Here is a 13703-nt window from a genome sequence, read left to right as displayed (position 1 = left end):
AAATCATCCTTTCTTTCCAAACAAAAAAACTTCTGATTACAAAAATAAAAATTTTTGTAATCAGAAGTTTACGGTTTCTGGTAGAGACCCTCAAACCATATTATTGAGGTTATACATTCGTTATCCTAACATAAAATCAGTCGTCTGACAACTAGTTTATACAGTAAAGGGTTTGTTTATTATCCTTTGTTTTACAAATTCTATTAGGAAATCATTGATTTCTGTTACGGGGTGCAGGGGCAACTAATTTATTTCAGCCTTAGCCAGATTTCCGCACGAGGCCAACACGATGCTGGTCATGGGGGTGTTACCACAGGATGTCGCGACCTTAGTCGCCCCTTCGGCTACAATCAATAGTATGTACCTAATAAAAAACGCATCCCCTTAGTGACACACCTTAAAAGGAAGTTTGCTCTTTCATATAAGAAAAACACCGCTAACCCCAGCATTTCTCCATGTTTTCAAAGATGGCTTTTGCTATTTTCATAAGTAAATATTTTATCTAAACAGTAGAACAACAGCGTCCAAATGCCGGCTACTCTACGGCGTTTGGACGCTCTAAATTTCTCATCTTATAAAAAATCCCTTGCTTTTTGATTAAATCATCGTAATGACCAAACTCTACAAGTTGGTGCTCATAAATAACGAAAATTCGGTCAAAATGTTCGAGCTCATTTAGCTTATGCGTAATGCAAATAACCGTTTGAGGTAATGCTAATAATAAATCAGTGCAAAGGTTTGTTAAATTTGCATCAAGATGGGCAAATGGTTCATCTAATAAATAGACAGGTACATCACGTAGCAGGATACGAGCAAGTGCTAAACGCTGCTGTTCCCCACCTGATAAATTACGCGCTTGCTCTAAAACTTCTTGCTCCAATGCAAATGGTAATTGCAATTTATTTAGTAGCTGCTGCATGCGCATATTACTTTGCTCACTTAATAAATTATCCTTTATTGTACCGCTAAAAAAATGATTGTGCTGAAGCATAATTCCTAGTTTTTGCCAAAGTTCTTCATGTTGAATTTTTGCGGTAGATTGTCCATTCCATAAAATTTCTCCAGCATTCGGCTGTAAATTATGAATAAGCAATTGGAAAAGTGTTGATTTTCCAGCACCGCTTGGACCAACTATGGCGATTTTTTCGCCCTGCTTAATCGTAAATGATACATTGTGCAATGCTTGAAAATCACTATTTGGATAGCGATAGCTAATGTTCATGGCCTGCAATGTTTGAAAATCACCCTTCTGTAAAGGGTGTACTGATAATGGGGCTGTCTCAAATGCTACCAAACGTTCATAGGCTTGTGCTGATTTTGCTTTATGCATTGGGACAGTGCCGAGTGGAATCGCTACTTCAAAAACAGTTAAAGCGATTAGTAGCAGCATCGCTAAGTAAAGCCCGTCTAAGGAGCCATTGACAACAAAATAAGCGCCAAGAACTACGACAGTAAAGGCGGTCAAGAGCGCAATCGCTTGGTTGACGAGCTGTGCCCTTAATGCAATTTTTTCTTCATTTTGCAAATCTTCCTCAAACAGAATGCTTAGCTTCTGCAAATTTTGCTCCGTAGCAGGTCGTTTGCCAGCAACAGTTAAGTCGGTTAAGCCGTAAAAATATTCCGTTAAGCTTTCTGTATACTGCTGCTGGCTAGTCGATTGCTGTCGGTTTTGCCAAAGCATCGGCAAAATCACCGTGCAAAGAATCATGCTAATGAATAATAGCAATGTAATCCAAACAGAAAACCAAATGGTCACAAGCATTGTGCCAAAGAAAACAAGTAATGCAACGAGTGGTGGATAAGCGACGCGTAGAAAAAATTGCTGTAATGTATCAACATCTTTTGTCATGCGTGTTAATAAATCGCCACCTCGGTAGCTAGAAAGAAGGGAGTGCGCATGTGGTTGCAAGCTTTGAAAGAAGCGTAGTCGCATTTTTTCAAGCAAAGAAAACGTCACGCGATGTGAAATATAGCGCTCTGCATATTTGCTAACCGATTTAGCAACACCGAATAGCTTTAAAAAGGCTGTCAAAATTAAAATAATATAAAACGGCGGTAGCAGCGCTGCCTTTGAAATTAAAAAGCCGCTTTGTGCAAATAGGGCAACGGCTGTTAAACCACTAATCGTTCCAGCTAAAAGTGCTAATAAAAAATCCCTTCTTTCACTTAAAATCATTTTCCACATGTTTTTCACCCCTTTTTCAGTTGCCCATTAATTACTTCATAAATCATATCAGCATGTGCGATGCTTTCGTAGCGATGTGCGACAATAACGACGGTACTGCGATGGTGAAATTGCTGAATAAGCTGATGAACAGCCTCTGCTGTTTGAACGTCGAGCGCGGCAGTGGGTTCGTCTAACAACAGAACGGACGGCTTTTTTAACCAAGCCCTTGCTAAAGCAACACGCTGCTGCTCTCCGCCGGATAAACCAAGACCGCCTTCCCCAATTTTCGTCTCAAGCCCATTCTCTAACTGACCGAACCATGCTGTGAGCTCTACTTGCTGTAAAGCTTCAAGCAATTGCTCATCTGAATAATTAGCCCCCATTTGCAAGTTTTCGCGTAACGTTGCGGCAAATAAATAGGGCTTTTGCGATACGAGCATCATTCTTTCTCGCCATTTTGTTTCTTCTATAGTAGATTGTTCTTTTTCATCTATAAATAGTTGCCCTGCGTCAGGCTTGATTAACGCTGCTAGCATATGCAAAATGGTTGTTTTGCCATGACCAGATGGTCCGATGATAGCAACGGTTTGCTTTGCAGGAATATGCATTGTAATGGGCCCAATTTCTTGCTGTTGATATTGGATTGAAGCATTTTTTAAAGCGAGAGAGGGAGGTTCGGCAAAATGTGCTGTCCCCCAAATAGGCTCTCGCTTTGGTGTTTTCAACGTATCTTGTAAAATTTCTGCTGCGGCTAGGCTGCCTCTCCCTGTGTGAAAGGCGGCTCCAAGCTCCTTTAAGGATTGATAATATTCAGGAGCTAATGTTAAAACAAAAAAGGCTGGTGCAAAAGTAAGCGTTTGAAAAACAATCATGCGAAAGCCAATTTCTAACGCTACTAAGCCGATACCAAGCGTCGTAATAAGCTCGATAAAAAGGGTAGAGGCAAAGGCGATTTTCAAGACAGTGAGAGTTGCTTCCGTAAATTGCTTGTTATGTTCATTGAGTTTTTGCTCCTGCTCACGTGCTTTACCAAATAGTTTTAATGTTTGTAAGCCGTAAAGCATTTCCAAAAATGTGCTAGAGAAGCGATTCATTTTCGTTAGCTGCTGCTCAGATTTTGCCTTTGTTTGAATACCCACTAAAATATATGTTAAAGGAATAAAAGGAGCAGTAATTAGCATAATAATGGCACTTGTCGGATGCACGAAAAATAAGGTGATAATAATGCTTGCTGGTAGCGTCAAGGTTTTAATGAATTGTGGAATGTAATGTGCGTAATAGCCATGTAATTCTTGAACAGTATGCTGCAAAATAGCAATTTTTTCACCGGTAGGCTTGGAAGATGGTGTAGACCAATGTGCTATTAGTTGCTGACGTACCTTTGTTTTTACACGGCCTGCATAGAGATTTGCGCTAAGCTGTAAAGCTGCCTGTGTAGCAAGTCTTGTACAGATGGCAAGTGCTAAAAGCGCTGCAAATGGCAAAATAGCTTCAAATGATGATTTTTGAATAAAGACGCTATCAACAATTTTCACAATGCTATATGCTTGTCCAATAATCGTCACAGCAAGCATGGCACTATATAGTACAAACAGTAGCAAGTATTTTTTTTCTGAAACTGCAAGCTGCTTTAACCAGACCATCGATACACACCTCGCTTCTTGATATCTATATTGTAAAGGTATAATAAATTTGTCATTTTTGAAAAGGATTACACTCAAGCCATGAACCGTTTTACACACTTTGTGACAAAATTCTGTATGTCGATTATGTGAATAGACGTTTGTACGAAGCTACGAAAATAGATTACCGTAATATTTAATGCTACGATGAAGGCAAGTTAAGTAAGTATTCGTTGAAATATGACTAAGGGAGTGAAGAAGGTGGACTCAACTGTTTTTTGGAGTAGGGCTTTAACTGAGCTGACACTGTCGTTCCATATTATTTTTGCGACGATTGGTGTAGGTGTGCCGTTAATGATTTTAATCGCCCAATATGTCGGCTATAAGAAAAATGATATTCATTATACGATGATGGCAAGACGTTGGGCGCGTGGTTTTACTATTACCGTTGCAGTAGGAGTAGTGACAGGGACAATTATCGGTTTACAGCTGTCCTTGCTATGGCCACAATTTATGGAGCTGGCAGGGCAAGTAATTGCATTACCACTATTTATGGAAACATTTGCATTCTTCTTTGAAGCAATTTTCCTTGGTATTTACTTATATACTTGGGATCGCTTTAAAAATCCGAAATATCATATGCTGTTGCTTATTCCAGTAGGTATTGGTGCTTCCATGTCGGCTGTTTTTATTACGATTGTTAATGCTTTTATGAATGCGCCACAGGGCTTCACAGTAAAAGGTGATGCGCTTATTGATATTCAGCCCTTTATGGCGATGTTTACGCCAGCGATGCCAACGAAAATTGGCCATGTTTTAACGACAAGCTATATGACGGTTGCTTTTATTTTGGCAGCAATTGCAGCTTATCGATTATTGCGTGGGGAAAATCATATTTATCATAAAAAAGCGCTTGTTTTTACGATGAAGCTCGGTTTAATATTTGCGCTTGCCTCAGCAGTTGTTGGCGATTTTTCAGCAAAATATTTAGCGGAATATCAGCCGGAAAAGCTTGCTGCCGCAGAATGGCATTTTGAAACGGAGGAAGGCGCTGATTTAATTTTATTCGGTGTACTTGATAATGGAGAAGTGAAATATGAATTCCGCCTGCCGAAAATGCTAAGCTTTTTATCACATACTGATTTTAATGCAGAAGTAATTGGGCTTGATCAATTCCCAAAAGATGAGCATCCGCCACTTATCATACATTATTTCTTTGATATTATGGTGTCCATTGGCATCTTTATGATTTTATTATCCGCTGCTTTTGTGCTAGGGAAATGGAGACGCTGGTCTTGGGTCGAGGCGAGATGGTTTAGATGGCTTATCGTTTTAGGTGGTCCACTCTCGATTGTTGCTATTGAAGCTGGTTGGTGGCTTGCGGAAATGGGCCGTCAGCCATGGATTTTATACGGTATTATGCGCACATCAGAAGGAGCAACATCCGCGACAGGTGTAGAATATTTATTTATCGCCTTTGCCGTTGTGTACTTTATTTTAGGTGTTGGCAGTATCGTTATTTTACAGCGAATGTTTAAACGTAATCCGATTGAAAAGGAATTAAATTCAAGACAGGATGGTGAAAGCTCATGGCATTAGAAATATTAGGCATATCTGTGTTATGGCTCTTCTTGTTTGGCTATGTCATTGTTGCTTCCATTGATTTTGGTGCAGGCTTTTTCAATGCTTATAGCTTGGTTAGAGGAAACCATCAAACATTGACGAAAATTATTAAGCGCTATTTATCACCTGTTTGGGAAATTACCAATGTATTTCTAGTGTTTTTCTTTGTCGGTGTCGTCGGTTTTTTTCCGCAAACAGCCTATTATTATGGAACGGTATTAATTGTACCTGCATCAATTGCTTTAATTTTGTTGGCAATTCGAGGAAGCTATTATGCATTTGAAGCTTATAGCGGTGTTAGCGGACATAAAGGCTATGCGCTTGCATATGGCGTTGCAGGGCTATTTATTCCCGCCGCTTTTTCAGTCGTTTTAACAATTTCAGAAGGCGGCTTTGTCAATATGGATAGCGGGCATCCGAAGCTCGACTATGGCGCATTGTTAGCTAGCCCATTATCTTGGTCAATCGTCGTGCTTTCCGTTGTGGCAGTATTATATATTTCCGCTGTCTTTTTAACTTGGTATGCTAACAAGGCAGGAGAGCGTGATGCAACGGAAATTATGAGGAAATATGTACTTATTTGGGCAGGGCCGCTAATTATTAGTGCGTTCGGCATTATTATTGAAATGCGCCAATTAAACAATTGGCATTATGAAAATATGCTAGATGTTTGGTGGCTCTTTGCCTTGTCAGGCTTGCTCTTTATGGGAACTGTTTATTTCATATATAAGCGCAAGCACTATAATTGGGCATTAACTTTACTCATTGTCCAGTTTGCATTGGCATTTTTTGCTTATGGTGTTTCGCACTATCCGTACTTGCTATATCCACATTTAACAATTTATGATAGCTTTACCAACGAGGCGATGGCTATTGCATTAGTCATTGTATTTATAGCGGGACTTGCTTTATTATTACCGTCACTTTACTTAGTATTTCGCTTATTTGTATTTAATAAGGAATATGTGTCAGGTAAGTCTGACCACCATGTATAGGAGGGTGAAATCGTGAATGATTTTTTAATATTTGTTGCCCCATTTCTCGTCGTTGTTTTATCAGTAATAGCCGCCTTTTTTGTAGCAACACGCGCAAGCTGGGTGGATGAGGAATAAATAAAAGGGCATGAAGGCACTGAGGATAGTGATAAGTCATAGTTATTACTAAGAAAAGCACATTTTTTTTAGTGAATAATCAACTATTTTCAGTACATTACTTTTGTACTGAAAGCAAGATGGAAGGTATAAAAATCTCCGGGCGAGGAAATTGCAGTTAATTTAGCAGGTGTTTAGAGACGCTCGCTAAATTTAAAAGGGCTCAATCTAAGAACAACGTGTTCAGCCAAGGAGTAATTGATTATAGAAGCTAGGGCTGTCCAAAAAGCCGTGCATAGCTGGCTTTTTGGACAGTAGAGATGACGTTTTACAAAAGTGTTAACTCATATAAATAGAGAAAATCTCTTTTGAAAGTGTGACGAACACTGGCTTTAGCGGTGTTACCCTTCAGTAAAAGGGAAGCGATGAATGCGTCGTCACAACAAATTGGACTTTTAAGACAGCCTCTTTCATGTGTTTTAGGGCTTTATTTGATGACGGAAGTTACATATCCTTCATTTTCTCCAAGGCAATAACAAACGGAGGGGTGTTTTGCTGATTTAAAAATTCATAGCGTAGCACATGTACATATTTTTGAGGTAAGCTGCTAACGTAACGCAGCACCTCATCACGTTCCTCAGCCCCACCCTCATGTCCATGGTAAATCACGAGGACGATGATACCGCCTATTTTTAATAGCTGTAAAAGAGATTGCAGTGCTGCAATCGTAGTGTTTGGTTTCGTGATAATAGAATGGTCGCTCCCTGGTAAATAGCCTAAATTAAAAATGGCTCCTGCTACAGGCTTTGTGACATATTTTGCGATGTTTTCATGACCGTCCTTTAGTACAAGGGCACGATGCTCTAAGGCATTATCCAAAAGAAGATGTAATGTTGCATCCACTGCCTCTTTTTGCACATCGAATGCATACACATAGCCGTCATCTCCAACTAAGTTAGCTAAAAATAATGTATCATGCCCATTGCCAGCCGTTGCATCTACCGCGATATCACCTTCTTGAATCACATCTGCTAAAAGGCTGTGTGCATATTGTAATACTCGTTGTAATTTCATTTTTCGTCCACCTTATAAAACTTACTTTGCCAAGTGTTGCGGCGTTCTAACTCCGCATCAATTCCGTTTAAGACACTCCATTTATTAACGCTCCACATCGGGCCGACCATTAAATCAATTGGGCCATCCCCTGTAATGCGATGGACTATCATGTTAGGCGGAAGTATTTCAAGCTGATTGACAACAAGCTGAATATAATCATCTTGCTCCATCAATTGTAGCAGCCCTTTTTCGTATTGCTTTACTAAAGGTGTGCCTTTTAATAGATGTAGCAAATGGATTTTAATACCTTGCACATCAAGTTTTGCAACCTCTCGCGCTGTTTCCATCATCATATCGTAGGTTTCTAGCGGTAAGCCGTTAATAATATGTGTAACGATGCGGATATTATGACGGCGTAGCTTTTCTACACCTTCCACATATGTCGCGTAGTCATGTGCGCGGTTAATTAAATGTGCTGTTTTTTCATGCACTGTTTGCAGGCCAAGCTCTACCCATAAATAAGTGCGTTCATTTAATTCAGCTAAATACTCAACCACATCGTCTGGTAAGCAATCAGGGCGTGTCGCAATACTTATTCCCATCACACCTTCACAAGCAAGTGCCGCTTCAAATTTTTCCTTTAAAATATCTAAAGGTGCGTGGGTATTCGTGTATGCTTGAAAATAAGCCATCGTTAAGCCATCTTTCCATTTATGCTGCATTTTTGCTTTAATTTTTTCGAATTGTACAGCAATTGGGTCCACTTTATTACCTGCAAAATCGCCACTACCTGCCGCAGAACAGAATGTACAGCCGCCAAAGGCAACCGTACCGTCACGGTTTGGGCAATCGAAGCCTGCATCTAGAGCTACTTTATAAACTTTTTGTCCGAATTCATTACGTAAATAGCGATTCCATGTATAGTAACGCTTCCCGTCAGAAGGGAAAGGAAATTGGTTTATTACCACTATAGTCACTCCTCTAACCATTGATTGTAACACGCAATTTTATCATTTAACATGCAGAAAAATATTTTTCTTGTAAGTTTTGCAAAATAGGCATAGACTGTTATTTCGGATATTGAATAATTAATAAGGGAATTTCATGATAGAGTGCAATTGCTAGCTGAAAATAAAGGAGGAGAGAATGTGCCGAAACAAGTGTGGTATTTGGTCATAGGGATGTTTCTTAATACAGTAGGGAGCTCCTTTTTATGGCCATTAAATAGTATATATATTCATCATCATCTTGGAAAAACATTGACGATCGCAGGAATTGTTTTAATGTTGAACTCATTAGCAGCAGTTATCGGTAATCTATTAGGCGGCTATTTCTTTGATAAAATTGGTGGCTTTAAAACCATTGTCATTGGTGTCACCTTGAATATCGTTACGTTAGGGCTACTTGTGTTCTGGCATGATTGGTGGCCGTATGTCATTCTTTTAACAATTATTGGCTTCAGTGGTGGTGTTGTTTTCCCTGCGATGTATGCATTAATCGGTGCTGCATGGCCAGAAGGAGGACGTAAAGCCTTTAACACATTGTTTTTATCAAATAATGTTGGTGTAGCTGTCGGTCCAGCATTGGCAGGCTTTATCGCAGATGTTAATTTTGAATATGTATTCAAAGCGAATTTCTTTACGTATTTCATCTTTTTTACGCTCGTTGTGCTAACATATAAGCGATTTGATACGAAGAGCATGGCTCCGAAAAATGTGATTGCTGAAAGAGGGAACAAAGAGTCCAGAGCAGGGCTTTATGCATTATTAACTTTATGCTTGGCATTAGTGTTATGCTGGATGTCTTATTCACAATGGAGCGCCACAATTTCTTCCTATACACAAGGCTTAGGCATGTCTTTATCACAGTACAGTGTGATTTGGACAATTAATGGCTTGCTCGTTGTCGGCTTCCAGCCAATTATTCGCCCACTCGTTCGCCGGTGGGAAAAGAAATTAAAGCACCAGCTCGTATTAGGACTTGTGCTCATGTCATTTTCTTTCTGCATCGTTGCAATAGCTGAAGAATTTACAATGTTTGCAACGGCAATGGTGATTTTAACGTTGGGAGAAGTGTTTTTCACACCTGTAATTCCTACCATTGCTAATCGCCTTGCACCTAAGGGACGACAAGGCTTTTATCAAGGTATTGTTAATAGCGCCACAACAATTGGTCGCATGATTGGTCCTTTATTCGGAGGATTGATGGTAGATTTATTCGATATGCAGAGGTTGATGTGGAGTTTAGTCGTATTATTGCTCATAGCGATTATCCCTGCATGTGCCTGGCACGCAAACAATACGGAAAATTCAGAAAACTAACTACAATTTAGAAAGAAAGCTAGTACCACGAATAATAATGGTACTAGCTTTTTTGCATACTTTAATTCACTCCTTTCGGCAAATGACCTAACACCTGCTGACAAAAAGGAATGTAGTATAGGAACACCCCAATATGTGTGTGTAATGGTTAAATGACCAACATTATTTTAGGCAAAGCCTCAAGCGGATATCACATTTTTGAAGAGGAATCTTTGAGCAAGTTCAAAAAGTCTAGGCTCAATTACGCTAGGGCACGATTGATTTTGGCTATAAATCATAATCATCTTCGCAATAGGTTAAATAGAGGTCAAGGGTTGGATATTTTGTATGGGAAAGATAGGTGATAAGTGAATCTTGGTGTAAGAAGTTGAATGGTGTCGGTGCTTTAGTGTAGTAGTAATAATAAGAACTGTAGGGATAAAAGGCTAAGGTTTCTACTAAAGGAATGGTTGTATTAATCGGATTGCGGTGGATATAACGACTTACAACAATGATATCTAGGGGAGAGGGGACTAAATCTGAAAAAAATCTTTTTTCGTATAGGTGACCACTGTAGTCATATTTCTTTTTAAAATAATCACTGTAGCGCCTATTAATCATCGCCATAATTTTGCTATGAGGAACAAAAGGGGAATGGAGCAATAGGTGATAATGGTTTGGCATAATACAAAATGCAATAATTGAAAATTGATACTTTTGGTAGGTGTACTCCACAATGCGAAAAAAAGCTTGGTAGTCTGTGTGATGTAAAAAAATTGTTTGCCGATTATTTCCGCGCATAACTATATGGAAATAATGGTATGGTGACCAAAGGCGATGTTTTCTAGCCATAACAAACCTCCTTTTTATATTGTTATTAAGTTTAAAAAGAGCTAAAGATATTGTCAAATCACACTAGGCAATAAACTTTATATAAAATGTCGCAAATAGGAAAATTGATTATAAAAAATAGATGAAATTTTAAGTTTGGATAATAAATAAACACCAAAAATTTTTTTTGGTGAATTGTGTGAAAATTGTTTGCGTGCCAGGCACTTTAAAAAAGGCTTGTGCTTTCTAGCTAATTCCATTAGAATGAAGGCATTATATACAACGACTATGACAAGGAATAGTAAATTTCGACACTTTTTAGAGAGCTAGCGGCTGGTGTGAGCTAGCAAGTGAACAAATTGAACTCGCCTTTGAGTTGCTTTTAGTGAAAAAGATTAACTAGAAGCCGTGTTTTCGCGTTAAGAAGCTGGAGCTGAGTGCAGTGTCACTAATTTGGGTGGTACCGCGGGAGTCAAATTTACTCTCGTCCCTTTCTACGGAATGGGGCGAGTTTTTTATTTTTCTAAAAATTCTGTCACTTCAGTTTGAACGGTGGAAAACAAGTCGATACTATGATTTTGAGGAGGAGTAATATGAGTTTTAATCATCAAGAAATTGATAAGAAATGGCAAAAGTATTGGGCAGATAACAAAACATTTAAAACGGTGAATGACAACAGTAAACCAAAGTTTTTTGCATTAGATATGTTTCCGTACCCATCAGGGGCAGGCTTGCATGTAGGACATCCACTTGGCTATATCGCGACGGATATTTTAAGCTCGTTTAAGCGCATGCAAGGCTATAATGTGCTACATCCGATGGGCTGGGATGCTTTCGGGTTACCTGCTGAGCAATATGCACTCGATACAGGAAATGATCCTGCAGAGTTTACGGCGAAAAATATTGCGACATTTAAGCGTCAAATGAATGATTTAGGCTTTTCTTACGACTGGGACCGCGAAATTAATACGACAGACCCTAAATATTATAAATGGACGCAATGGATTTTTATCCAATTATTCAATCGTGGTTTAGCGTATGTAGATGAAGTACCTGTAAACTGGTGTCCAGCACTTGGAACGGTACTAGCGAATGAGGAAGTAATCGATGGTAAATCCGAGCGCGGCGGGCATCCGGTAGAACGTCGCCCAATGCGTCAATGGATTCTACGCATTACGGAATATGCAGACCGTCTATTAGAGGATTTAGATGAGCTTGATTGGCCAGAAAGCTTAAAGGAAATGCAGCGCAATTGGATTGGTCGCTCAGAAGGTGCGGAGGTCACATTTACAATCGATGGTACAGAGCACTCATTTGACGTTTTCACAACGCGCCCAGATACGCTATTTGGTGCAACATATGCAGTATTAGCACCAGAGCATAAGCTAGTTGCTGAAATTACAACAGCTGAACAGCGTGCGCAAGTGGACGCTTATCTTGATAAAGTAAAAACAAAATCAGACCTTGAGCGTACAGACTTAGCAAAGGAAAAAACAGGTGTATTCACAGGTGCTTATGCAGTAAATCCAATTAACGGTGCAAAAATTCCTGTATGGATTGCTGATTATGTACTTGCAACATACGGTACAGGTGCAATTATGGCAGTACCTGCTCATGATGAACGCGACTATGAGTTTGCGAAAGAATTCGGCCTAGAAATTAAAGAGGTGCTTGCAGGCGGTGATATTTCGAAAGAAGCATTTATTGGTGACGGTGAGCATATTAACTCAGATTTTTTAAACGGCTTAAATAAGGAAGAAGGTATTACAAAAGCTATTGCTTGGCTAGAGGAAAAGGGTGTTGGTGAGAAGAAAATTTCTTACCGTCTACGCGACTGGTTATTCTCACGTCAACGCTATTGGGGCGAGCCAATTCCTGTAATTCATTGGGAAGATGGTACAATGACAACTGTTCCACAGGAAGAGCTGCCTCTAATGCTTCCAAAAACAAATGATATTCGTCCAAGTGGTACAGGTGAATCACCATTAGCGAATATTGACGAATGGGTAAATGTAGTAGACCCAGTAACAGGTAAAAAAGGTCGTCGTGAAACAAATACGATGCCGCAATGGGCGGGTAGCTGCTGGTACTATTTACGCTATATCGACCCGGACAATGATGAAATGATTATCGACCCAGAGCTAGCAAAGCGCTGGCTACCTGTTGATATTTATGTTGGTGGAGCAGAGCATGCGGTACTGCATCTGCTATACGCGCGTTTCTGGCACAAAGTGCTATACGATATCGGTGTCGTGCATACGAAGGAGCCTTTCCAAAAGCTATTTAACCAAGGAATGATTTTAGGCGAAAACAACGAAAAAATGTCTAAATCGAAAGGTAATGTAATCAACCCAGATGATATTGTGGCATCACATGGTGCGGATACGCTTCGCCTTTATGAAATGTTTATGGGGCCACTTGAAGCATCCAAAGCATGGTCGACAAATGGCTTAGATGGTGCACGTCGCTTCTTAGACCGCATTTGGCGTCTATTCATTGATGATAACGGTGCTGTGAGTAGCAAAATCGTTGACACAAATGATGGTAAACTAGAGCTTGCTTATCATCAAACAGTGAAAAAAGTGACAGAAGACTTTGAAGCAATGCGCTACAATACGGCGATTTCACAAATGATGGTATTTATTAACGAATGTTATAAAGTAGATTCAGTGCCGAAAGAATATGCTGAAGGCTTTGTACAAATGCTATCACCAGTTGCTCGTCATATTGCAGAGGAGCTATGGCAAAAATTCGGTCATACTGAAACAATTACGTACTCAGCATGGCCAACATTCGACCCATCAAAGCTGGTAGAAGATGAAGTAGAAATCGTTGTGCAAGTGCTAGGGAAAGTACGTGCAAAAATTAAAGTTGCTAAAGATATTTCGAAGGAAGACTTGGAAGCTACTGCATTAGCAGATGAAAAAGTAAAAGAATTTATTGTGGGCAAAGACGTAATAAAAGTAGTTGTTATCCCGGGTAAATTAGTTAATATTGTAGTGAAGTAGTGGAA

The 13703-nt window shown here is 39.6% G+C and carries 10 protein-coding genes, 1 riboswitch and 1 other annotated feature; of the genes, 5 read left to right on the top strand and 5 right to left on the bottom strand.

Annotation, left to right across the window (positions count from 1 at the left end):
* Window positions 1–37: 37 nt before the first annotated feature.
* A riboswitch (purine riboswitch) is annotated at window positions 38–137 on the bottom strand.
* Between the two features lie 398 nt (window positions 138–535).
* Together cydC and cydD are read right to left on the bottom strand one after the other, a co-directional pair.
* Window positions 536–2185, bottom strand: a complete 1650-nt coding sequence (gene cydC, locus C9J36_RS10405; RefSeq protein WP_107943025.1) for a thiol reductant ABC exporter subunit CydC — start codon at window positions 2183–2185, stop codon at window positions 536–538.
* Between the two features lie 5 nt (window positions 2186–2190).
* Window positions 2191–3810: a thiol reductant ABC exporter subunit CydD gene (cydD, locus tag C9J36_RS10400; protein ID WP_107943024.1), complete on the bottom strand. Its 1620-nt coding sequence runs from the start codon at window positions 3808–3810 to the stop codon at window positions 2191–2193.
* Window positions 3811–4050: 240 nt separating this feature from the next.
* Between cydD and C9J36_RS10395 the strand changes: the two genes are divergently transcribed.
* Genes C9J36_RS10395 through cydS form a run of 3 tightly spaced genes read left to right on the top strand, consistent with a single transcriptional unit; the run spans window position 4051 to window position 6524 of the window.
* Window positions 4051–5388 (top strand): cytochrome ubiquinol oxidase subunit I, encoded by a 1338-nt coding sequence (locus C9J36_RS10395; RefSeq protein ID WP_235616037.1) that lies wholly within the window; start codon window positions 4051–4053, stop codon window positions 5386–5388.
* Window positions 5379–6407 carry a cytochrome d ubiquinol oxidase subunit II gene (locus tag C9J36_RS10390; RefSeq protein WP_107943023.1) on the top strand — a complete coding sequence of 343 codons (1029 nt, stop codon included), beginning with the start codon at window positions 5379–5381 and terminating at the stop codon, window positions 6405–6407. The genes C9J36_RS10395 and C9J36_RS10390 overlap by 10 nt, the downstream gene beginning before the upstream one ends.
* Window positions 6408–6416: 9 nt before the next feature.
* Window positions 6417–6524: a cytochrome bd oxidase small subunit CydS family protein gene (gene cydS, locus C9J36_RS17695; protein ID WP_430010633.1), complete on the top strand. Its 108-nt coding sequence runs from the start codon at window positions 6417–6419 to the stop codon at window positions 6522–6524.
* A gap of 483 nt (window positions 6525–7007) precedes the next feature.
* Here cydS and mnmM read toward each other — a convergent pair whose 3' ends face one another.
* Window positions 7008–7577 carry a tRNA 5-(aminomethyl)-2-thiouridylate-methyltransferase MnmM gene (gene mnmM / locus C9J36_RS10385; RefSeq protein WP_066161808.1) on the bottom strand — a complete coding sequence of 190 codons (570 nt, stop codon included), beginning with the start codon at window positions 7575–7577 and terminating at the stop codon, window positions 7008–7010.
* Window positions 7574–8548: a tRNA modification radical SAM protein MnmL/YtqA gene (gene mnmL, locus C9J36_RS10380; RefSeq protein ID WP_107943022.1), complete on the bottom strand. Its 975-nt coding sequence runs from the start codon at window positions 8546–8548 to the stop codon at window positions 7574–7576. Before mnmL ends, mnmM begins: the two co-directional genes overlap by 4 nt.
* 159 nt (window positions 8549–8707) lie before the next feature.
* Between mnmL and C9J36_RS10375 the strand changes: the two genes are divergently transcribed.
* A complete protein-coding gene (locus C9J36_RS10375) occupies window positions 8708–9880 on the top strand; it encodes an MDR family MFS transporter (protein WP_107943021.1) in 1173 nt (390 codons plus the stop codon).
* A 267-nt stretch (window positions 9881–10147) separates the two neighbouring features.
* On the opposite strand, the gene C9J36_RS10370 is transcribed toward C9J36_RS10375, so the two are convergent.
* Window positions 10148–10711, bottom strand: coding sequence for a transposase (locus C9J36_RS10370; RefSeq protein WP_066161815.1), 564 nt, complete (start codon window positions 10709–10711; stop codon window positions 10148–10150).
* 258 nt (window positions 10712–10969) lie between these two features.
* Window positions 10970–11185 (top strand) — a binding site (T-box leader).
* A gap of 98 nt (window positions 11186–11283) precedes the next feature.
* On the opposite strand from C9J36_RS10370, the gene leuS reads away from it, so the two are divergent.
* Window positions 11284–13698, top strand: a complete 2415-nt coding sequence (gene leuS / locus C9J36_RS10365) for a leucine--tRNA ligase (protein WP_107943020.1) — start codon at window positions 11284–11286, stop codon at window positions 13696–13698.
* Window positions 13699–13703 lie beyond the last annotated feature (5 nt).

Source organism: Metasolibacillus fluoroglycofenilyticus (genome assembly GCF_003049645.1).
Lineage (GTDB): Bacteria > Bacillota > Bacilli > Bacillales_A > Planococcaceae > Metasolibacillus > Metasolibacillus fluoroglycofenilyticus.
Note: the sequence above shows the minus strand (reverse complement) of the source record. Positions and strands in the feature narration are given on the sequence as shown.